Raw genomic sequence first — 21,360 nt, 5'->3', positions numbered from 1 at the left:
AGGACTTTAAAATTGATTAGTGCTTTTTAGCAATTTATGAACAGCTAAACAAACAAAAAGCGAAAAAAATTAAGATGCGGATGCTAAAATACTTTAATAATCTTCAATAAAGTGGTTAGATAATTGAATGCTTCCTTCTACTAAGACAAAGCTTCAGAAAAATCTGGAACTTTTTTTATGATGGTTTTAATTTTTTGTCGCTTCACTTTGTGTAACACGAAAGGATTTGTGCGGGAGCGTGGGATCGTACTTACTTTTTTGCAAATATTTCTGTTCCTTTATTTACGATTTCTCCAATCATATCTAAAGCAGAATTTACCTCTTTTGTTGATTTTAATTTACTATAAATAGGACTGCGATATAAACCATATACAGCTTTTAATATTAAGTCGTCTTTTTTCTCTAAATCATTAATAATATCAGCATAAGCTTTTATTGTTAATGCTGAAGCAGATTTAAATGCATATTCTTCTTGAAAATTTCGTTCCTTATTATATTGAGCAATTGTATAATACAATAAGAAGAAAAATGGTGAAGATTTTAAGGTATTTACAAGAATATTTTCCCAATGAAATTCTGTACTTATTGCACCAAATAAACCAAAAAAGTTTGTAAATATTGATAAAATTATTATAAACGTTAAAATAGACATAAATGCAACGCTCCATTTCCAAAAGTTTAGAGGAGAATTTAATTCTTGTTTTCGCTGTTTAAAAGTTTCAAATAATGACGCCCCAACTTCTCTTCCTATTAAATTATTTAAATATTCATTTCTTTCGTCAAAATATTTTGTCTTACCTTCAATGAAATTCAATTTTTCTATAAAAACTGTAAATTTTGTTTTGAAATTTTTGTCGGAATCTTCGAGTTCAGAAATTAAAGAATTTGAGTTATTTTTTAATTCTAAGTGGGTTTTATCAATTTCAGTTTTTAATAGATCAATTTTATTTTTTTCTTTTTCAGCTTGTTCCGAAAGTGTTAGTATTTTTGTTTGTGATTGAGAAGATTGAGTAAGTAAATTCTGAACTTGAGTATTGTTAGAATTAGTACTATCTAAATTATTCGTGATTTGTTGTAATTCAGTTTGTTTTTGAGAATAAAAGTCATTTAAAGTCGATTTTGTTGTTTCTAGTTCACGTATCAAATTTTCATATTTAATTTTCAATTGATCGTAATTTGCTGAAATTATATCAAGATTTTCTTTTTGTTTTTCTAATTTCAAACTGTCAATCGGATGAATTTTATATTTTCCTTTATCATAAAATCCATTTTGTAATGAATATTGAGCTAATTTCATGACTGAATTTTCAGCATTAGCTAACTGTTTATTACTAATTTGAGAGTTAAGTTCATTTACAGTTTGATCCAAATTAAATTGACCAAGTTCGGGTGTAGAGATGGTAAATGGTAAAATTAAGCGATTTTCACTTTTTAATTCAGAAGCAATTTGATTTAATAACCTTTTAGTCAAATTTAAAAATTCTGAGACTGTCATTTTTGAAATTTGGATGTTCCCAATTTCTGTTTGTTCGGGATAAATTTCTGCGATTTTTTTATTCAAATCTATTTTCAGTAAATTTTCAATTTGTATTAATACATTATTCTGTTGTTCAATTGTCATATCTGAATTAAGTTTTTTTGGTTGTGTCGCGAAACGTTCTAGTTCTTTCAAAAATAGGAATTTTATTTCATAAATGACCAAGTGCACTTTTTATTTGTTGAATGCATTTCGAACTATTGTGAGTGTAAATTTTGATAGTATTTTAATGAATTAGTAGAGATACAATTAACAAATAGATGTCTAAACTTTATATCACAAAACTAGACATCATTTAAAATCTTTAAATCTTCGAGCAAAAGGTTCGAATTCTGTACCGTCAAGGTCACTTTGAAAAAAAGCCTAAGAATAATCTTCTTAGGCTTTTTTGTTATCTTTAATTATGGAATTAAACAATGGCATTTCCAGTTTTAATTTCTCCATCTCTTTTATAGTTGGCTAAAATTACTCCCGTTGAAGTAACAGTGCTTTCTACTAAAGAAAATGCAGACGGATAAGCATTGTTGTCAAATAGCTTTTTACCCTTGCCCAGCAATAGCGGATGAATTTTTAATCGGAGTTCGTCAACTAAATTAATTTTTAATAATAAACGAATCAGTTCACTGCTGCCCCAAACCTGAATGTCTTTGCCTTCAGTGTTTTTTAGTTTTTTGATATCAGCAAGGCTTTTGATAAAAATTGAATTTTCCCAATCGGAATTTTGTCTGGTTTTAGAGAAAACATATTTATTTCCTTCATTAATTTCAGGCCAAAAATCGGAATGGTCGGGCCAATAATTTTCCCAAATTTCAAATGTTTTTCTGCCCAAAAGATAATCTGCAGCCTGCAATTCGTTCTGAACAGCTTTATCATATATTTCGTCTCCGTAAGGAACCGTCCATCCTCCAAATTCAAAAGCGTCAGATGTGTCTTCTTCTGGACCACCTGGAGCTTGCATTACGCCGTCTAATGAAATCATAGACAAAACAATTATCTTTCTCATAATCTCTATAATTAATTATTAATAAGAAAGTTAAGGATTTTAATTTGATTTTTTATACTTTCAATTTTGGCAAATAAATGATTTGCAGAAGTTTACTTAGGCTGTTTCTTAGAATTTCTAATAATATAATAAACCGAAAATAGAAACACAATACCATAAATAACTGCCATTGCTGGATTCTCAAATTTTAGATTTTTAAAATCAAATTGCTTAAATAAGGTTACGCCTAAAATGATGGCTACGACCCAAAAAACAAATGTAATTGGTTGGTTTTTATTTTCCATGTTTTGAAATATTAGTTATTAAAGGTTTCTTGTACTTTAAATTTACAATTTATCCTGTTCAGCTCTCAAAATATCATGAATGCTTTCGCTTTTAAAGTTTTCTCTAAACAAATTGATTAAAGGAACTGTTGGGCTTTTCGGATATTTTTTTACAAAACGGTCAAATTCTTGAATGTTTTCTGGATAAATATAGTTTTCTTCAGTTGCTCTTTCGGCAGTTGGCGTATTATCTTGACCAACTAAATAATCCATTTGATAATTTTTGTATTCTTCTTTTACAGCTGCAAATAATTTTGAATCAGGATATTTGGTCATAAAATTTTCCCATGAAATTATTCGATCTCCCAAATCTTTAAAAGATATAACAAGTCCAGCATCAGCAGAATAAAGTGTTTTGTTTTCTTCGCTTTTCAGATACAAATAATCTTTGTAATCACTTGTTACATAATCTTTGAAAATCTTATAATAGAAGTCAGGAAGCGTTTCAATTTCAACATATCCTTCTCCAATTTCAAAATACTCTAACTGATGTTTGGAAAGTTTTTCACCTAAAAGTTTTACTTCTTTTTTAGCGTTTTCCTCTTCATTGTAGAATTTATCTAATACGCCTGATTCTTTTTCTTCGATCTGTCCCAGTAAAGCATTATTTTCTTCAAAATATTTGTCATACAAAGCATTAGCAACTTCTTTATTGGTAATCGATTTTAATTTAAGGATAACTTCATTTTTATTTTTAGAAAATTGTTCCAATAATCCCGAATCTGATTTTATGGTTTGGGCTGAATCTTCAGTTTTTATACTGTCTTTCTTTATTTCTTGTTTGTCAGAAATGCTTTTGTTGTCTGTTTGTTTGCAAGCTGAAAGTAAAATTCCAGAAACAATCAATACGAAGATTTTTATCATTTTATGGATTGGGTTTATTCTGCTAATATAAAAATATTTAAAGTATATTTTAATCATAAAAAAAGGACAAAAGATATCTTTTGTCCTTTTAGTTAATTTTTAATTAGCTAAAGCTTGTTTTTATTTTAACTGCTCATCAATAATTGCTCCGAGATCAGTATTAGAGTTGTCATAAGCAAGAATATTACCCGTTTTATCAATCACAATACGTGTTGGTATCGCTTGTATTTTGTAATTGGTAACAACTTCTGTTTTTGAATCAAAAACCACATTGAAATCGAATTTTTTCTCTGTTATATACGAAGTAACTTTTTTAAGTACATCTTCCTCTTTGCCATTTTCCCAAGTGTTTACAAACAAGAAAGCAACATCTTTATCTTTGTATTTAGTCACTAAATGCTGCATTTTTGGAAAAGAAGCTTTACAAGGCCCACACCAAGTTGCCCAGAAATCAAGAACAACCACTTTTCCTTTATAATCTGAAAGTTTCGTTTCTTTTCCTTCTAGATTTTTCAAGGTAAAGTCAATGGCATTTTTAGTTCCAAATTTTTCAAGAAGATCTTTGTTTTTGTTTTCTTGTGCTAATAATTCTGTTTTTTGCTGAATAGCATCATATTCAGCCATAGGCAATTTCTTCTCGATGTAAATTTCTTTTAGTTTAGCAAGAAATACAGGCGATGTATTGCCTTTATTGATTTCATCTTCAATATAAGCTTTTACTTCGTCTTTACTTTTTACTTTGTCCAGCATTGCTAAATAGCGCTCTTTACCTCCAGCATCCAATCCGTTAAGGGCTTTAACCCCACTTTGGTATTTAAAAGCTTCCTCATATTTGCCTTGTTTATAAAGCAGAAGCGCATAAGTATCAGCAAACATGTTAAATTTATCATTATAATCAGGAGTATAGCATTCTTTTCGTTTTGCTTCAAGAATGTCTAAAGATCGTTTAGAAACTTTTGCAGCAAAATCAATATCTTTTACAGGCATTGTTAAATCACCGCCAGATTGACCCCAAGCAAAATTATTATAGGAGTCTGCTGGAGTGGTTAAATAGGGTTCTATTTCTATTGCTTTTTTTAGATCTCCTTTATCCAGATATATCGGTATTAAATTTGAATAAAAATAGTTGAGAGATCTCTTAGAAGTATCGTTATATTTTGTTCTAAAAGTATTAATGCTTTCTAAAATAGAAGCTTCTGTTTTATCAGTCTGATCATAGAATTTTCGAATAAAATCCATTTTATCAATTCTATTTGCAGGATACTTTTCTGAAATTTCCTTTCTCAATTTTGTTGCTTGATCTTGCGTATCATTATTAGAACTATAGATATAATAAGCTGTAGTCAAATATTCTTCAGTATCTCTTTTTACACATTTATCGGCAAAAGCTAGAAGATCTTTTTCTCCTTGTTCTTTATTTATAGACTTTTTCTTGTATAAATATTCTAACGCAACTATATCGTCTCTTAATTTTGGATATTTTGCAAATATCGCATCATATTCTGCAATTAGATCTTCTTGTTTTGGATCTGATTTTAGTCTAAAAAAGTAACCTCCATTGCTTCTAACATAAATTTCATCTATCAGACTTTTTCCTAATTCAATATCATTTTGTGTTTTTAGAAGCACAGAATAACCTTTTTCATTATTGCTATCTGCAATTTTTTGTGAATCGTTTATAGTTACTAGAATCACTCTGACAGAAACAGGAACTTTTGCGGTAAACTCAAAACGTTTTCCGCTTTTTTTCAGCGGACTTATGTCAGAAGAAAAATCATTAGGGGTAATGTAGAGAAAATTTGCTTTAGCATTATCTTCTATTGCAAGACCTTGAGGAGGTTCGTAAACATAGGTATTAGGTTTACCCACGTTGAATTTAGCATTTTTTAAATAGATCTTTCCAGATTGAGCAAAAGCAACATTAACAACTGCAAACAGTAGTAAAATAATGGTTTTTTTCATTTGTTTTTGGTTTTTTGATTGATTTTTTCTTAATTGATTAACGAAGCGTAAATTTATATATTATATCGCTCGTTGTTTTTTTATTAAGAAAATATTAGCAAAAACCTGTGAAATTATTTTGCTGATTATATACTTTCTGTATATTTTTTAATAGGTGACTTATTTTTTTATACCAATTGCAGTTCTATAAAATTCATACCCATTTTGAGAACGGTTTGGCAGAAACTTTTCACGATATTCATTGGCTCCTAAATCTTCTAAAAGCGCAATATCAAACTGATTTAAATAATTTGGAAGTTCTTCAGGAAGAAAACCAAATGTCCAATGTTCTTCAAGGTTTTCAAGATCTTCCAGAAGTTTTTTGCCACCTAAAAAAGATTCTGGCTTTAAGAGTATATTTTTATGTACGTACGTAAAAATAATATGACTGTTGGGAGCGAATTTAGAAATAAACGAAAATGTGTTTTTTACAGCATCTTCGGTAAGATAATTTGTTACGCCTTCCCAAATAATTGCAGTTGGTATAGAAAAATCTAGATTGTTTTCTAATGCCAATTGATCTAAATCCTGTTTGTTAAAATCAATTTGAAGAAAACGGATGTTTTGAGGAATTTGCCCTATTCTATTTTTATAAACTTCGGCTTTAAAATTTGACGTATTCGGATGATCGATTTCGATTACAGGAATATCTTTTAGAAAATCAAGGCGTACTGCTCTCGTGTCGAAACCCGCGCCTAAAATTATAACTTGTTTTACATTCTCTGAAATTGCATTTTTAAGTAGATTATCAATATATTTTGTTCTAGCAATTCCAGAAGACAAAGCCCCAGGAATTTTTTTCTGTATAGTATTGTTAATATATTTTTTGACAATTGGATATTGGTATAAACGAGTTGCCAATCTCAATTTTGAATCTATGAAATGAACGGCATAAGGATCTGAAAATAATCTGTCATCTTTACTTTGTACAGTTTCTAAAGCTCTAAAAAAAGCCATATACTGTGCTGTTCTGCTGGTTTTTTCTGCTTTCATTACAATCCTTATTTTTTCGAAAACAAATTCTCTACCACCCAAGCTGGGCCAATCAATAAAAACTGAAGATCTTTTAAGAAGGAAGGTTTTTTGCCTTCAATATTATGTCCATAAAACTGTCCGATCCAAGCCAATACAAAAACGCCAATAGAGAATGCCCACAACGGAAAAAACTGACCGATGTAATAATTTGCAGCTAAACAAAGCATAGAAAAAATGGCAATTTTAACCGCCATTGCTATAGATAACCTGATATAAAATATAAGAACAAAAAGAAGTACAACAAAAGCCCAATTTTCGATAATTGGAGCGTTTAGTTTTAATGTATTTGAGATTATCGAGCTCGGAATACTCATAAGTAAACCAACGATTGAAAAGAAAATAGCAGGCACACAAATATAATGTATTGCCTTGTTTTTTGGGTTTTGATGACTTACGGCATATTCTGCAAACCATTGGTCTAAAGTTCTCATTTTTTGTGGTTTTATAGTTAGATTGCAGTAAATCTAATGAAATTTCTTTTACGTTAATCGGAGAAAAATAAACGAAAATCTAACTAATTACAAACCTATTTCTGATTGTACTGAAAAACATTATCCCACAATTCATCAATTTTAACAAGAGCTTCGTCCAATGAAATAACGCTCCATTTTCCATTTTCTTCTAAACCAAGTCCGATGCTTTTTAGTTTTAATAAAGCATCGTTTACATCAAAATCCAAATCGGTGTTAAATTTCGTTTTAAACCAAGCTTCGATTTCATTATCCAATTCTTCGGCTGTTAAAGTTTTTTCGCTTTTATTTAAAAAAGTATAAGCCAAAATGGTTTCTTTTAAAGCTTCTTCTTCAGAAGAATTTAAAAGAGAGTAGAAGGCGCCGCTGTTGTTTCCGAGATTCTTAAAATACAAACTGTCTGAAAGCATTTTAGAATATCGAATTTTCTTATTGATGAAATTATTGTATTGACGGAAACAGTAAGCACCTAAAATTCCCAAAGCAATTAATCCTTGGTTTAATGACGTTTTACTGTTCAGTAAATCGATGGTTTCGCCAGTTTGATAGGCTTCGTACATGTTAATTAAAGCCGGAATTACTTTGGCACTTAATAACGAAAGTCCGCCAAAAAGCCCAGGAACCCATAGCAACATTTTGTCTTTTACAGACATTTTTGCAATCGCATTTGGGAAAATCGTTTCAAGATCATTTTTAGGAACACGCTTAAAGATTTTCAAAGCAATTGAACCCGGATCGATAGGCATTTTTCCTAATTTGACTTTCTTTTCTCTAAGATAATCTGCGTCGCTATAATTGAGATAAATTAAGACACGATCATAATATTCAATTTCGACTTCTTTTTTCCAGAAGAAATATTTCGTGACTTTTTCTTTTGCTTTATGATGACCGCGTGCATAGAGTTCGTAATCTTTAAAAGCGTTAAAATCGATCGAAAGATTTAAACCAATCAAATCAGATTCTTCCATAGCCGACTTCAAAGCTTCGTTGTCTATTCTGTAATAATTTCCACGTTCTAAAACTGTTAGTAGCGTCTTTTTAAAAGTCGGGAAATCGCTTTTGCTAATAAACTGTTCGCGTTCTTTTTCACTTAAATCTGGATCATAAAGCGCGTAGTTTTGCTTTAGATTTCGGTTTAAGTTAAAAGATTTGTAATGATAATAATGTTCAATTATTTCAAAAAGTTTTTTAAAACCATCTACTTTTTTAGGATCATTAGCGAAAGCGGTAATTTGCTGTTCGAGTAAAAATTCTTTATTAAACGGAATATAATGTTCTCGTGTCATATCGATTTCTGGGCTTTTAATTTCGTGGCGTTTACAGAAATACAAAAATACTGCTTTTTTCTTAGTTGCAAAGGTGCAGAGGTACAAAGGAATCTAGTTTGTCATCCTGAGGGACGAAGGATCACACAAGAAACTCCACGCAGTTTTGTCCATTCAGTTTGTCATCCTGACGAAGGAAGGATCATACAAGAAGTTCTGCAATGAGATCCTATACTTTGTCGCCTCCAAGTGTGATCCTTCCTTCGTCAGGATGACAAGATTGCGCGTCGTATAAAAATAAAGTATTTTCGTGCAAAAAAAAACATATTCAACTCGCAAAAGGGCTATCACACCTATTATATCTACATTATTACAAATAGACATCGTTCAACATTTTACATTGGTGTGACGCAAAATTTAAAAGAAAGACTTAAGCAACATAAAGAAAATATTGAGAATAACATTAAGACGTTTGCGTCTAAATACGGAATCGAGTTTTTGGTTTATTACGAAAAATTCACTTGGATACAAGAGGCAATTGCAAGAGAAAAGGAACTAAAAGGATGGATTAGGGCAAAGAAAATCGAATTAATAAGAGATTTTAACCCAACATTTGAATTTTTAAATCATCATTTTGAATAGTCTGTTTGGCTTTGTCATCCTGAGGAACGAAGTATCACACGAGAAGTTTCACACAGTTTTGTCATCCTGACGGAGGAAGTATCACACGAGAAACTCCGCACAGTAATTCTATACTTTGTCGATTCCCGCGTGAGATCCTTCGTTCCTCAGGATGACAAAGTAGGTGAGTGTTTTTTGCGTTTAGAATAAGCACAAAAAAAAGTGAAATTTCCAATCGGTACCAGCGACTCGAAATCTCACTTTGTGCTCCAAAAAAAAGTGACAAAAATTAAAAGCTCTCTAGAAGACAACTTTATTATTAACTAAAAATTATTCACTACAATGTTACCACAAAATAAGATTATGGCTATACGTATTTATACCTGTTTTTTTTAAAAGGTGAAAAGTTGCAAAGGGACAAAGTTGCAAAGGTTTTGTTTAGTTTAAAGTCGACTTTTTGAGATTGATAACGCCTTGAATGTATTTTATTAATTCTTCTTTTGTTACCGAAAAATTGGCTTTTTCAGCTTCGGTGTTTAGGTATAAAGTGGCAATACTTTCGGCATCCATGTTTTGAGTAAGGTAATGATGCTCTGCATATTGAATAAGATGATCTACAAAAAGTTCGCGTTGTTTTCCTTTTTCGATTGTTTCTTTGTCGCCTTCTTTAATTTTTTCGATTACAGATTCTGGTAAATCGATCGTGAGGTACATACAGTCAACAGCAACTTTAGAAAGCAGTTCTTTTTCTACTTTTCCAGTTGCATCGCAGTATGCGCAAGGAGCAGGAACCCATTTTAGCTGTCTGTTTAAACGACGAATATCATCCCAGTCAACAAATCCTTTTCCTTGACATCTCGGACATTTGACATTTGATTTTCTAAATAAATTAAAAATGCGCATTGGTTAAAAAAAATCTTAGTGGTTTTTGTTGTGCTGCGAATTTAAATAAATAAGTAAGAAAAGTTATTCAGTTCGCCATTTTTTTTAAGAAAATAATTCACAAAATCGCGAATTTGGATAATTTCGGAAGATTTAAAACAAATAAGAATAATGATTTAAGAGTTTAATTTTTCTAATTCTGTTGCTTAATTGAAGTAGTTTTTAAATCTATCTGATAGATTTGTGTCTTTAAATTTAATTATTGAATAAGAACTGTCAAATGCAATAATTTCAATTGTAGAATTATGAATCTGAAAATTTCCATTTTCCCAAATTAAATCATTTCCTTCAGCAAAAGGTAAATTGTTTTCGTCGATTAGAATTTCTGCATTCTTTGGGAAACCAGATATTACACCCCAAATAAATTAGAATTACCGAATCGGCAAATTATCCAACAAAATCTGATACTTTCTTCCCACAGGAATAATATCTCCGTTAGAGATCGTAAGATTTTTGGTCGTAACAGCAGAAATTTTGGTTGTATTTACAATATAAGATCTGTGAACTTGTACGAAATGTGCACAATCAATTTCTGCACTTATACTCGCAAGCGAACCGTAAATAACAATTGGAGATTTTAATTTGCAGTTGTAAAATTTCATATAATTGCCCAGACTTTCGATATAGAGAATATCGCAAAGAGGCATATCTATATTTTGTCCGTTTAAGCGGTACGAAAGTATTTTTGCGTTGGTTTGGGTTTCTTTTTTAAGACTATTTCCAGAAAAATACGTTTTGGCTTTTTCTATGGCTTTGGCAAATTTATCAGGAGAAATGGGTTTTAAGAGATAATCAATTGCATCATTTTGGTACGCCGAAAGCGCAAAATCAGAATAAGCGGTTGTTACAATCGTAAGCGGACGATTGGGCTGCAGTTCCATTAATTCGACACCTGAAATTACAGGCATATTAATGTCGAGAAAAATAATGTCGTATTGGTTTTCGTTGAGCAGTTTTATAGCTTCCATACCATTAAAAGCACTGCCAGAATGTTCCAGTTCGTCAAATTTGGAGATGTGCGAAATCAAGGCTTTGTGCGCCGGCGATTCGTCATCAATTATTAGACAGCGGTAGGTAAGTGCCATATGGTCAATTTTACAGTAAACATATTTTTATCTTTTTTACAGCTCAAATCGTGTTTTAAGCCGTAAACTTCCAAACGTCTTTTTAGGTTTTCAATTCCAATTCCTGTGCTTGAAAGTCGCGATCCCGAATCGAGATAATTGTTTTTCAATGTAAAAATAACGCCTCGGCATCTTACTTTCAAATCCAAATTAATAAAAGGTTCTGGAGTTTCAGCAGAAAACTTTACAGCATTTTCAACCAAAGGAAGAAAGAATAAAGGCGGAATTTCAATTTGATCGTGCAAGCCTTCAATATTCTGGTTTACAGCTAGTCTTTCGTTTCTAAATGTATAATATTCGATGTATTTTTTAATAAATGCGATTTCTTCGATCATTAAAACATAATCTTTTTTAGAAGCTTCAATTTGGTAACGCAGCATATCCGAAAGATTCAAGATTCGGTCAGGAACTTTATCGGGTTCTGCTAAAGCTTCTCCGTAAAGATTATTCATAGCATTCAATAAAAAATGCGGATTCAATTGCTGTTTTAAAAATGAAAGTTCCGACTTGAAATTCATAATATCTTTATCGGCCTGACTCATTTTTTTGGTAATCACAATATGAAGAAAATAAAAGAAAGAGCCGTTTATAATAAGCGATAAAATTTGAAGTGTCTTAAAATTTCCTAATCCAACAAGTGGGAAAAACCAATTCATAAAAAAGTAAAAACCAGTCCAATAAACAGCAAGAAGCGTAAAGAAGATTTTAAACTTTTTATGAAACAGAAAAGGTTTGATAATGCAAATATTGAAAATCGTGATCCAGACAATACACGGAAAATAACCTACAGCTATTTTGCTGAGAATGTACGACCAGCTGTGTCCGTCTAGTTTTATTTCGTCATAAACACAAGCCAGAATTACGAGATAAACAAGTGCATTGACGAGAAGATTTCGAAGAAAAAAGTTTTGATAGATTTTTGTGATTGTCATAACGGCAAAAATACTATAATCGTATAGTTTATAATCATTTGAAAGCAATAATTTATACAAACGCCATTCGTATAAATCATACGCCACTGGTATAAAATTGCTATTAAAATAAAGATGCCTAGAGTATTTTTGGATTCAAATTTTATCTATACTCCGTAATCCTTTATTCTAATTTATGAAATCTAAAATCATGTCGTTTGTGTTTGTTTTTTCCACTTTACAAGTAATAGCTCAAGAAAAGGAGCCAGGTGTAAAAACCTTTGTAAAAGCTGTGGTTGATAAATTCCCAAACACACGAACTTTTGATGTTCAATATGAAGCTTTAGGACCATCAAATTACGATTCAAGATTGTTTGGAAATAAACTTGAAAAGGGAAGAATAGAAGAGCATAATCGTTTTAAAGCGGCTTTCAATTTGCCTTTTTATGCTACAGAATCAAAAAGATTGGTTTTGACGACTTCACTTCGCTATAAATATGAAAATTTTGGTTTTGGAGATATTTATAATTATCAAACCAATCAAACCTATACAAAAGAAAATCAGGAATTTCATTATTGGGCTGGAGCATTGACAGCAACATATATGGCAACACTTTTTAAGAAACCTGTTATTTACAACGCTACTGCAACAATTGACGGAGACGAAGAAAAACTGCAGCGTTTAAAAGGTTTTGCTTCGGCAGTTTTAGTCCTTAAACGAACACCATCAACAACCATTACCGCTGGGGCTTTAGTATTGCTCGATCCATCTTCGATTGTGCCTGTTACGCCGCTTTTTTCTATAAATCATAAATTCAAACAATCGAAATGGGATATGGATTTTATTTTGCCTCAGCGTATATTGTTTAGAAGAGAATTGTTAGAAAATGGAAGAATTTCCTTAGGTACGGAATTAAATACTGAAAGTTTTTACTTAAATTTAAACACCTCAAATTTAAAAGGCGTTTATGAGCTGAACCAGTTAGAATTAAAATCTGGAATTACTTATGAATACAGTTTTACTCCGAAACTGATTGCATTTGTAAAAGGCGGTTTTAACAACGTTGTGAGCGCCCGACTTACAGAAAAAGGAGAACGAACAAACCGATATGTTTACGATCAAAAAGAAGATACGCAAGGATATTTTAGGTTTGGAGTTTCATACAATCTTTTTAATCGAAAGTAATATGTACAAGTTAGAAGAATTAAAAGAAGCAGAGATGATTGTGGAAGTTTTTAAAACAAATGTTCAAAAAGAATCTGATAGAGATTATGTTATTGCCGTTATACAAAATCAGTTTCCAGATTATAAAATTAATTTTGATTTGGAAGATTGCGACAAGATTTTAAGGGTAGAGGGAATTGATCTTCAGTGTGATAATATTATGGATTATGTTCGCTGTCTCGGATATACTTGTGTGAGATTAGAATAATTAACATTTTACTGTTTGAAATCAGGTAAAAATACGTAGCTGTATTTGGTTTATTTGTAAGTATTTTGCGTGATGTTTTAATTAAATTAAAAATCAAAATGATAGCTTTTATTCTTTCCATTTTTCTATTTCTTTTAGAACAGCTGGCATAGTCCGAACTGTTTAATTACTCATATTGTTATTGCTGCTTTTTCATTACGAAAAGGTTTATCCTTTTTTTGCATATTATTTTTCTAATTTTGTGCCCTATGAAAAAAGCATTCCAACTCTTCGATTTTAGCCAGAAAGTCAATTACAAAAATGAAATTTTAGCGGGTTTAACTGTTGCAATGACGATGATTCCAGAATCTTTGTCTTTTGCAATTTTAGCTGGATTTCCACCACTAGTCGGATTATACGCTGCGTTTATTGCGGGTTTAGTAACGGCAATTTTTGGCGGAAGACCAGGAATGATTTCAGGCGGGGCGGGAGCAACCGTAATTGTTTTAATTGCTTTGATGAAATCGCACGGAATAGAATATGTTTTTGCTGCCGTCGCTCTTGGCGGTGTTGTTCAAATTTGTATCGGACTTTTCAAACTCGGAAAATTTATTCGATTGGTTCCACAACCCGTTATGTTTGGTTTCGTAAACGGATTAGCGGTTGTGATTTTTATGTCGCAATTGGAGCAGTTTAAAACGGTTATAAACGGTCAGGTTTCTTGGCTTCAAGTAACTCCTTTGTATATAATGCTTGGTTTGGTCGCTTTGACCATTGCGATTGTTTTAATTTTTCCAAAGATTACAAAAGCTGTTCCAGCATCTTTGGTTGCAATCATGGTTGTTTTTGCAATCGTAATTATTTTTAATATTGAAACCAAAACTGTTGAAGACATCGCTTCGGTTCAAGGCGGATTTCCTCCGTTTCATATTCCGAATATTCCGTTTTCTTTTGAAACTTTAAAAGTTATTTTTCCGTATTCGGTAATTGTCGCTGCTGTTGGTTTAACAGAAGGTTTACTGACACTGAATTTAGTTGATGAAATTACAGGAACAAGAGGAAATAGCAATAGAGAATGCATTGCGCAAGGAAGTTCGAATATTCTAAACGGCTTTTTCTACGGAATGGGAGGCTGCCCAATGATTGCGCAGACTTTAGTAAATCTTGGTGCAGGTTCAAGAGCTAGACTTTCTGGAATTATTGGTGCTTTGACTATTTTACTGATCATTCTTTTCGGAGCTCCTGTAATCGGTAAATTACCAATGGCAGCTTTGGTTGGCGTTATGATGATGGTTGCCATTACCACTTTTGAATGGGCAAGTTTCAGGATTATTAATAAAATGCCGAGACATGATATTTTTGTTGGAATTCTAGTGGCTTTAATCACAATTGTACTGCATAATCTGGCTTTGGCTGTTTTAATTGGAGTGATTATTTCGGCATTGGTTTTTGCTTGGGAAAGTGCCAAAAGAATCCGTGCTAGACATTATATCAACGAAAGCGGAGTAAAACATTATGAAATTTACGGACCTTTATTCTTTGGTTCAACCACAACTTTTTTAGAGAAATTTGATATTCAAAACGATCCGAATCATGTTATAATTGATTTTAAAGAAAGTCGCGTTTCTGATATGTCGGCAATTGAAGCTTTAAATAATCTGACGAAAAAATACAATCAGTTAAATAAAACAGTGGAGTTACAGCATTTAAGTGCCGATTGCAGACAATTATTAAAAAATGCCGATGCGGTTATTAATGTAAATGTGATTGAAGATCCGACGTATAAGGTGGTGTCTTGATAATTGTTAATTGTAAATTATTAATTGTGAATTAATTCAAATCGATTTTCTGTAGAGACGCACTGCTGTGCGTCTGCGCAAAGTATCTCAAAAGTTAAACCCGACAGGTTTTTAAAACCTGTCGGGTTTGTTTTTGTATAGCTTTATTGTATAATGAATTGCCTCCAGCTTTAGCTGGAGGAACAAAAAGTGTATAAGAAAAAGGCTTTAGCCAAACTTTTCGGTTTGGCTAAAGCCTTTGAAGATGTTTAAATATGTAGACCTCCAGCTAAAGCTGAAGGCAATTCAATATATTGAGCTATTCCAATTCAAAATTTTCTAATTATCAAATTGCCACATTATCTAATTTAGCGCAGCGTATCCTCAACATCACTCAATTTTCCATCAATTTCTCCAATTTGTAAACCTAAAATATGGGCAATTAAAGGATAAACAGAAACATTTTGAAACGTTTTTACTTTTTTATTGACTTTAAAAGCAGGACCTTTTGCATAAAAAATGGCGTGCATATCTTTTTCATTATTATCATAACCATGAGTTCCGCCGTTTATATGTGTGCTTTCTTTGCTTACTAAACTCCATCCTTTGTCGGCTTCAATAACAAAATCATGTACACGCGGGTTAGTTCCATAATGTAATCTTTTTGGAACTTCGGTCGATTTCCAGAATTTAATATGAGGCACTTTTTTCAAAGCATTGGCAATAGAATCTTGATAACCCGATTTTGCCTGCAAACTCATAATTGGGTTAACAACATCTTTGTAACCCAGCCATTCTGGTTTTAAGTAATCTAGAACGGCTACTTTTCTATCATTGCTGATATTGGCCATTCCGTGGTCAGAAACAATGATTAAATTAATTTGTTTTCCAATAGGCAATTGATCTAATCTTCTAGATATTTCTCCCATAATGGAATCCATTTTGATTACCGTTTTTTCAGTTTTTGGCGAAAGTGGACCAAAATTATGTCCTGTATGGTCTGGTTCATCAAAATATAAAGTAACCAAATGAGGACGCTGTTTTTCTGGAAGCTGCAGCCATTTCATAACCGTATCGATTCTAGCTCCGTACGGAACTTTACCATCGTAATTTTTGAAATAACTCGGATTTCTTTTGTCAATATCAGAACCTGGCCAAAAGAAAGAAGCTGTTTTTACACCTTGCTGTTCGGCTAAATTCCAAATTGGATTTCCGCCATAAAATCTTGAGTCATTTTTAGCATTACTTGACAATGAAAAAGACTGATTTAAAGAAGCATCGTAAAAAACGTTATTGATAATTCCGTGATGATCTGGATAAAGTCCCGTTACAATTGAATAATGATTCGGGAAGGTTTTACTCGGATAAGAAGGTTTCATTGATTTGGCATGAACGCCTTCTTTTTCAATCTGCTTTAAATTCGGAAGATTATACATTTTGCCGTAATCCCAGCGAAATCCATCCATCGAAATTAAAACAACATAATTGTCTTTGCTATTTTGGGCTTGTAAAAAAGTAGTAAGAAGTAAAAATGTAAAAGATAAAAAGTGAGTTGTGAATTTTCTCATTGTGCAATTTTAAATAGAACTGCAAAGGTAGAGATAACAGATTTTTTAAAGAAAAAGAGAATGTTAAATAAAAAAGATAGCCACGACCCGACTGAAGGGAATAGACGAAGTAATTCACGAATTATTTTTTTATAATCTTTATCTATATTTTTATTAACCACAGATTTGAAAAAATAATTCGTGAATTCGTGGCTATAAAAAAAGCGCCAGAAGTAAATCTAGCGCTTTTAAGTTTTAAGAAGAGAATAAATTACATCATTCCAGGCATTCCGCCACCCATTGGCATTCCGCCAGCGTTTTCTTCTTTAATATCAATTAATGCACATTCTGTAGTTAAGATCATTCCAGAAACAGATGCAGCGTTTTCAAGAGCTACACGAGTTACTTTTTTAGGATCGATAATTCCAGCTTTAAGCATATCTACATATTCGTCAGTTTTTGCATTGTATCCAAAATCTCCTGAACCTTCAGCAACTTTAGCCACAACAACAGAACCTTCAAGACCAGCATTTTCAACGATAGTTCTTAATGGAGCTTCAACAGCGCGAGAAACGATTTGGATTCCCGTTGCCTCATCAGCGTTATCTGCTTTTAAGTCAGCTAAAGCAAGTTTAGCTCTTAATAAAGCAACACCACCACCAGCAACGATTCCTTCTTCTACAGCAGCGCGAGTTGCGTGTAAAGCGTCATCAACTCTGTCTTTTTTCTCTTTCATTTCAACTTCAGAAGCAGCACCAACATAAAGAACTGCAACACCACCAGCTAATTTAGCCAAACGCTCTTGTAATTTTTCTTTATCATAATCAGATGTTGTAGTTTCCATCTGACCTTTAATTTGGTTTACACGGTTTTTGATGATATCAGCTTCACCAGCACCGCTTACGATAGTTGTATTGTCTTTATCGATAGAAACTCTTTTTGCGTTTCCTAACATTTCGATAGTTGTGTTTTCTAGAGTATAACCTCTTTCTTCAGAAATTACAGTTCCGCCAGTTAAGATTGCGATATCTTCTAACATTGCTTTTCTTCTGTCTCCAAAACCAGGAGCTTTTACAGCAGCAATTTTAAGAGCGCCTCTTAATTTGTTTACTACTAATGTAGAAAGAGCTTCACCGTCAACATCTTCAGCGATAATCAATAATGGTTTTCCTGATTGAGCAACTGGCTCTAAAACCGGAAGTAATTCTTTTAAAGAAGATACTTTTTTGTCGTATAATAAAATGTAAGGAGAATCTAATTCAACTTCCATTTTCTCTGGATTTGTTACAAAGTAAGGAGAAAGGTATCCTCTGTCAAACTGCATTCCTTCAACAACGTCAACGAAAGTATCTGTTCCTTTAGCTTCTTCAACAGTAATTACACCTTCTTTTCCAACTTTAGCGAAAGCTGTAGCGATTAATTCACCAATAACTTCGTCATTGTTAGCAGAGATAGAAGCAATTTGTTTGATTTTGTCAGAATCACTTCCAACCACTTTAGCTTGTTTTGCTAAGTCAGCAACAATAGTTTCAACCGCTTTGTCGATACCACGTTTCAAGTCCATTGGATTTGCACCTGCAGCAACGTTTTTAAGACCTTCTTTTACGATAGCCTGAGCTAAAACTGTAGCAGTTGTAGTTCCGTCTCCAGCTAAATCATTGGTTTTAGAAGCAACTTCTTTAACCATTTGTGCGCCCATATTTTCTAATGGGTCTTTTAATTCGATTTCTTTTGCAACAGAAACACCATCTTTAGTAACAGTTGGCCCACCAAATGATTTTCCGATAATTACATTACGACCTTTTGGTCCAAGAGTTACTTTTACAGCATTTGCTAATGCATCAACACCACGTTTTAATCCGTCACGTGCTTCAATATCAAATTTTATATCTTTTGCCATTTTAATTTTTGTTTAAAGTTTGATTTGTTTCAAGTTATTGAAGTTCTTAATTCTTTATACTTCGTACTTAATACAATATTTTTTAGATAATCGCTAAAATATCATCCTCGCGCATGATTAGGTAATCAGTGCCTTCCAGTTTTAACTCGGTTCCTGCATATTTACCGTAAAGAACAGTATCTCCAACTTTTACAGTCATTGTGTGATCTTTAGTTCCGTTTCCTACTGCAACTACAGTTCCTTTTTGTGGTTTCTCTTTGGCAGTATCTGGAATAAAAATACCTGAGGCAGTTTTAGTTTCAGCTGCAACAGGCTCAATAAGTACGCGGTCTGAAAGCGGTTTAATGTTTAAAGCCATGATTTTATATTATTATAAGTTATACGTTTTTTTTCTGTTCTATAAACTTTCAGAAATTGTGCCATGCTAGTAAAACTGACATTATTTCTTAAAAAAAATGCCAGCTTTGACAGGCTGGCATTAGATTTTATATCGAGCTACTATTATTTTGCTGCAGGTGCTGGTGTAGCAGGAGCAGGAGTAGTTCCTTGTGCTGGAGCTGCTGGTGTATTTACAGGAGCTTCAGTTTTGTCAATGATTTTAGATTCTGTATCGCTTAAAGATCCAGAGAAGCTTAAGCTTGAAAGTAAAATTAACACAATTAAAACAGTAGCTAAAGTCCAAGTACTTTTATCTAAAAAGTCAGTTGTTTTTTGTACTCCACCTAACATCTGCGTTCCGCTGATAGTAGAAGACAATCCGCCTCCTTTAGGGTTTTGTACCATGATAACTACGATCAATAGAAAACAAACTATTGTAATTAAAACTAAAAAAATTGAAAATGTGCTCATTACTTAATTATTGTTATTGTTATTTTGTTGTAAAATCTTTATATCCGATATGCGGTCTGCAAAGAAAGTAATTTTTTCTGGATATTTCAAAATTAATATTTCATATGCCTGAATTGCCTTTGTATATTTCTTTTGTTCCAGATATACTCTGGCTAAAGTCTCGGTCATCAAATAAGAATTGTCCTCTATTGGGCTCTCAATTTGAACTGCTGGCGTGTTATTTCCAGGTTTTATTGGCGAGATTTTCGGATTGTTTTCGATAAATTTATCGATAATTTCAGCCTTCTTTTGCTTCTCTTCTATAGCTAACTGCTCTTCTTTTTCTATTTCAGCAGCAGTTTTTTCAATTTTTTCTTCTGAAGAAGCGTCATTCGAACGATCAATTGGTTCTGTTCTAGATAATTGTAGCCATTCTTGAAAGGAATGTTTTTCTCTAAGAGAAAAATCTAAAGGTTTTCCAATTTCTAAATGTTCTGCAGCGGTTTTTGCAGGTTCATTAAATTCTTCCTCTTCGATTATTTCTTCAATCGGCTCTTCATTTTCTTCTTTGATTTCTTCTTCTTCTTCTTCTTCTTTTTCCTCAGTTTTTATAACCTCTTGAATCTCTTCTTTTGGTTCTTCGGATTTTTTTGCTTCAGCTTCTTTGATAGAAGAAAGTATAGATCGTTCAACAGAATTCATTTTAAATTCTGGAATGATCATTTCTTCAATAACACTATCGTCTTCGTCTTCTTCAACCGAATTTAAAATTGGTTCTTCAATTATAAGTTCAGCTTCTGGTTCGTCAGCTTTTATTGGTCCTTCAGGAATTGCAGCTTCTGCTTCTTTAATTGAATTCAGAATAGAACGTTCAATTGCTGAATCAATTTTAGGTTCTTCCGTTTTTACAGGTTCTATAGCTTCTGGTGCTGAAGGAGTTTCAGAAACTTTTATAGAACTTAAAATAGAATTTTCAATGCGATCAATTTTAGGTTCTTCTGTTTCTGTTGGTTCAATAAACGAAACGGTTTCTGTTTCTTTTACAGAATCAATAATAGGTTGTTCAATTGGATCAATTTTCTTTTCCTCTTCAGCGATCGGTTTTTCATAAGTTACTGATTGAGCTTCTTTAAGAGTTGCAAAAATCGATTCGTCAATTATAGGAAGAGTTTTTGGTTCTTCAATTTTTACTGGTTCTTCAAAAACTACTGTCTGAGCTTTTTTCAATGCATTAAAAATCGATAGATCAATTTCTGGCATTTCTATTTCTTCAACCTTTGCAGGTTCTGGTCTAGAAGGAGTTTCAGGCTCTTGAATAGAAACTGAAATTGATTCTTCAACTGCATCAGGTTTTACTTCAAGTGCTTTCTGAATTTGTTCGGTAGAAATTATCTCACTATCGAAAACAGTAATTTCAAGAAGATCTCTCAGTTTTTGTTCGTAGAAATCATTTTGGATAGAAGTAAATGCTTCCGAAGTAATGAAATCAAACAAAACTGAACGATCAGATGTATGTGCAGCTGCTACCTTCAACGCATAATTATACTTAAAACTGTTCTGATTATAAAGTCCTTTTAATCGTAATGCTCGCGCACTTTGAAAATATGGAAATTCATTCAAAACACTTCCTAATGCATCCGCCTGCTTTTCTGTAATAGCATCGGGTTTGTTCATTAAGTAGGTATAATCGGTAACGTTCATTTATTTTTTGTTTAATCGTTTATTTGTTTAATCGTTTATTCGCTTTTTGTTTTTGTCTAACTGTTTAATCGATTAAACGGTTTTACGATTAAACGACT

The 21,360-nt window shown here is 32.3% G+C and carries 20 protein-coding genes; 4 read left to right on the top strand and 16 right to left on the bottom strand.

Going from position 1 to position 21,360, the window contains the following annotated elements; all coding sequences use genetic code 11:
• Positions 1-250 precede the first annotated feature (250 nt).
• The 8 genes from V6624_RS05660 to V6624_RS05625 form a co-directional block, all read right to left on the bottom strand.
• Positions 251-1,672 carry a hypothetical protein gene (locus V6624_RS05660; RefSeq protein WP_338841227.1) on the bottom strand — a complete coding sequence of 474 codons (1,422 nt, stop codon included), beginning with the start codon at positions 1,670-1,672 and terminating at the stop codon, positions 251-253.
• Between the two features lie 274 nt (positions 1,673-1,946).
• A complete protein-coding gene (locus V6624_RS05655; RefSeq protein ID WP_338841225.1) occupies positions 1,947-2,540 on the bottom strand; it encodes a dihydrofolate reductase family protein in 594 nt (197 codons plus the stop codon).
• 92 nt (positions 2,541-2,632) lie between these two features.
• Entirely contained in the window at positions 2,633-2,824 is a 192-nt protein-coding gene (locus V6624_RS05650; RefSeq protein WP_338841224.1) for a hypothetical protein, read from the bottom strand.
• Positions 2,825-2,866: 42 nt separating this feature from the next.
• Complete coding sequence (locus V6624_RS05645; protein WP_338841223.1) at positions 2,867-3,727, bottom strand: hypothetical protein; 861 nt, start codon at positions 3,725-3,727, stop codon at positions 2,867-2,869.
• 120 nt (positions 3,728-3,847) lie between these two features.
• The gene (locus V6624_RS05640) at positions 3,848-5,689 is read right to left on the bottom strand and encodes a TlpA disulfide reductase family protein (protein WP_338841221.1); all 1,842 of its coding nucleotides are present in this window, start codon (positions 5,687-5,689) and stop codon (positions 3,848-3,850) included.
• Between the two features lie 159 nt (positions 5,690-5,848).
• Positions 5,849-6,721: a class I SAM-dependent methyltransferase gene (locus V6624_RS05635; RefSeq protein WP_338841220.1), complete on the bottom strand. Its 873-nt coding sequence runs from the start codon at positions 6,719-6,721 to the stop codon at positions 5,849-5,851.
• An 8-nt stretch (positions 6,722-6,729) separates the two neighbouring features.
• Positions 6,730-7,194: a DUF962 domain-containing protein gene (locus tag V6624_RS05630; protein WP_338841218.1), complete on the bottom strand. Its 465-nt coding sequence runs from the start codon at positions 7,192-7,194 to the stop codon at positions 6,730-6,732.
• A 95-nt stretch (positions 7,195-7,289) separates the two neighbouring features.
• The gene (locus tag V6624_RS05625) at positions 7,290-8,519 is read right to left on the bottom strand and encodes a TMEM143 family protein (RefSeq protein ID WP_338841217.1); all 1,230 of its coding nucleotides are present in this window, start codon (positions 8,517-8,519) and stop codon (positions 7,290-7,292) included.
• Between the two features lie 303 nt (positions 8,520-8,822).
• Here V6624_RS05625 and V6624_RS05620 point away from each other — a divergent pair, with 303 nt between their 5' ends.
• A complete protein-coding gene (locus V6624_RS05620; RefSeq protein WP_338841907.1) occupies positions 8,823-9,140 on the top strand; it encodes a GIY-YIG nuclease family protein in 318 nt (105 codons plus the stop codon).
• Between the two features lie 417 nt (positions 9,141-9,557).
• On the opposite strand, the gene V6624_RS05615 is transcribed toward V6624_RS05620, so the two are convergent.
• The 3 genes from V6624_RS05615 to V6624_RS05605 form a co-directional block, all read right to left on the bottom strand.
• On the bottom strand, positions 9,558-10,022 hold the full coding sequence (locus V6624_RS05615; RefSeq protein ID WP_338841216.1) for a hypothetical protein: 465 nt from the start codon (positions 10,020-10,022) through the stop codon (positions 9,558-9,560).
• A gap of 410 nt (positions 10,023-10,432) precedes the next feature.
• Positions 10,433-11,146, bottom strand: coding sequence for a response regulator transcription factor (locus V6624_RS05610; protein ID WP_338841215.1), 714 nt, complete (start codon positions 11,144-11,146; stop codon positions 10,433-10,435).
• Positions 11,122-12,204 carry a sensor histidine kinase gene (locus V6624_RS05605; RefSeq protein ID WP_338841214.1) on the bottom strand — a complete coding sequence of 361 codons (1,083 nt, stop codon included), beginning with the start codon at positions 12,202-12,204 and terminating at the stop codon, positions 11,122-11,124. Before V6624_RS05605 ends, V6624_RS05610 begins: the two co-directional genes overlap by 25 nt.
• Before the next feature lie 88 nt (positions 12,205-12,292).
• Here V6624_RS05605 and V6624_RS05600 point away from each other — a divergent pair, with 88 nt between their 5' ends.
• The 3 genes from V6624_RS05600 to V6624_RS05590 all read left to right on the top strand — a co-directional run bounded on the left by V6624_RS05600 (position 12,293) and on the right by V6624_RS05590 (position 15,307).
• Positions 12,293-13,282, top strand: a complete 990-nt coding sequence (locus V6624_RS05600; RefSeq protein ID WP_111284736.1) for a DUF6268 family outer membrane beta-barrel protein — start codon at positions 12,293-12,295, stop codon at positions 13,280-13,282.
• A gap of 1 nt (position 13,283) precedes the next feature.
• Positions 13,284-13,529 (top strand): hypothetical protein, encoded by a 246-nt coding sequence (locus tag V6624_RS05595; RefSeq protein WP_338841212.1) that lies wholly within the window; start codon positions 13,284-13,286, stop codon positions 13,527-13,529.
• A 248-nt stretch (positions 13,530-13,777) separates the two neighbouring features.
• A complete protein-coding gene (locus V6624_RS05590; RefSeq protein ID WP_338841211.1) occupies positions 13,778-15,307 on the top strand; it encodes a SulP family inorganic anion transporter in 1,530 nt (509 codons plus the stop codon).
• Between the two features lie 347 nt (positions 15,308-15,654).
• On the opposite strand, the gene V6624_RS05585 is transcribed toward V6624_RS05590, so the two are convergent.
• The 5 genes from V6624_RS05585 to V6624_RS05565 form a co-directional block, all read right to left on the bottom strand.
• The gene (locus tag V6624_RS05585; protein WP_338841210.1) at positions 15,655-16,854 is read right to left on the bottom strand and encodes an ectonucleotide pyrophosphatase/phosphodiesterase; all 1,200 of its coding nucleotides are present in this window, start codon (positions 16,852-16,854) and stop codon (positions 15,655-15,657) included.
• A gap of 250 nt (positions 16,855-17,104) precedes the next feature.
• Positions 17,105-18,733: a chaperonin GroEL gene (gene groL, locus V6624_RS05580; protein WP_111284745.1), complete on the bottom strand. Its 1,629-nt coding sequence runs from the start codon at positions 18,731-18,733 to the stop codon at positions 17,105-17,107.
• Between the two features lie 82 nt (positions 18,734-18,815).
• Positions 18,816-19,091, bottom strand: a complete 276-nt coding sequence (locus V6624_RS05575; RefSeq protein WP_008467105.1) for a co-chaperone GroES — start codon at positions 19,089-19,091, stop codon at positions 18,816-18,818.
• A 143-nt stretch (positions 19,092-19,234) separates the two neighbouring features.
• Positions 19,235-19,582, bottom strand: coding sequence for a preprotein translocase subunit SecG (secG, locus tag V6624_RS05570; protein ID WP_111284746.1), 348 nt, complete (start codon positions 19,580-19,582; stop codon positions 19,235-19,237).
• A 3-nt stretch (positions 19,583-19,585) separates the two neighbouring features.
• Positions 19,586-21,262 (bottom strand): tetratricopeptide repeat protein, encoded by a 1,677-nt coding sequence (locus V6624_RS05565; protein WP_338841208.1) that lies wholly within the window; start codon positions 21,260-21,262, stop codon positions 19,586-19,588.
• Positions 21,263-21,360: the final 98 nt, after the last annotated feature.

Origin of the sequence: Flavobacterium ginsenosidimutans (assembly GCF_037478105.1) — a bacterium.
Classification (GTDB): Bacteria; Bacteroidota; Bacteroidia; order Flavobacteriales; family Flavobacteriaceae; genus Flavobacterium; species Flavobacterium ginsenosidimutans.
Note: the sequence above shows the minus strand (reverse complement) of the source record. Positions and strands in the feature narration are given on the sequence as shown.

Excerpts from the sequence above, each read along its gene's own strand:
- V6624_RS05655 (WP_338841225.1), bottom strand. The coding sequence starts at position 2,540 with ATGAGAAAGATAATTGTTTTGTCTATGATTTCATTAGACGGCGTAATG.
- V6624_RS05650 (WP_338841224.1), bottom strand. The coding sequence starts at position 2,824 with ATGGAAAATAAAAACCAACCAATTACATTTGTTTTTTGGGTCGTAGCC.
- V6624_RS05645 (WP_338841223.1), bottom strand. The coding sequence starts at position 3,727 with ATGATAAAAATCTTCGTATTGATTGTTTCTGGAATTTTACTTTCAGCT.
- V6624_RS05640 (WP_338841221.1), bottom strand. The coding sequence starts at position 5,689 with ATGAAAAAAACCATTATTTTACTACTGTTTGCAGTTGTTAATGTTGCT.
- V6624_RS05635 (WP_338841220.1), bottom strand. The coding sequence starts at position 6,721 with ATGAAAGCAGAAAAAACCAGCAGAACAGCACAGTATATGGCTTTTTTT.
- V6624_RS05630 (WP_338841218.1), bottom strand. The coding sequence starts at position 7,194 with ATGAGAACTTTAGACCAATGGTTTGCAGAATATGCCGTAAGTCATCAA.
- V6624_RS05625 (WP_338841217.1), bottom strand. The coding sequence starts at position 8,519 with ATGACACGAGAACATTATATTCCGTTTAATAAAGAATTTTTACTCGAA.
- V6624_RS05615 (WP_338841216.1), bottom strand. The coding sequence starts at position 10,022 with ATGCGCATTTTTAATTTATTTAGAAAATCAAATGTCAAATGTCCGAGA.
- V6624_RS05610 (WP_338841215.1), bottom strand. The coding sequence starts at position 11,146 with ATGGCACTTACCTACCGCTGTCTAATAATTGATGACGAATCGCCGGCG.
- V6624_RS05600 (WP_111284736.1), top strand. The coding sequence starts at position 12,293 with ATGAAATCTAAAATCATGTCGTTTGTGTTTGTTTTTTCCACTTTACAA.
- V6624_RS05595 (WP_338841212.1), top strand. The coding sequence starts at position 13,284 with ATGTACAAGTTAGAAGAATTAAAAGAAGCAGAGATGATTGTGGAAGTT.
- V6624_RS05590 (WP_338841211.1), top strand. The coding sequence starts at position 13,778 with ATGAAAAAAGCATTCCAACTCTTCGATTTTAGCCAGAAAGTCAATTAC.
- V6624_RS05585 (WP_338841210.1), bottom strand. The coding sequence starts at position 16,854 with ATGAGAAAATTCACAACTCACTTTTTATCTTTTACATTTTTACTTCTT.
- groL (WP_111284745.1), bottom strand. The coding sequence starts at position 18,733 with ATGGCAAAAGATATAAAATTTGATATTGAAGCACGTGACGGATTAAAA.
- V6624_RS05575 (WP_008467105.1), bottom strand. The coding sequence starts at position 19,091 with ATGGCTTTAAACATTAAACCGCTTTCAGACCGCGTACTTATTGAGCCT.
- secG (WP_111284746.1), bottom strand. The coding sequence starts at position 19,582 with ATGAGCACATTTTCAATTTTTTTAGTTTTAATTACAATAGTTTGTTTT.
- V6624_RS05565 (WP_338841208.1), bottom strand. The coding sequence starts at position 21,262 with ATGAACGTTACCGATTATACCTACTTAATGAACAAACCCGATGCTATT.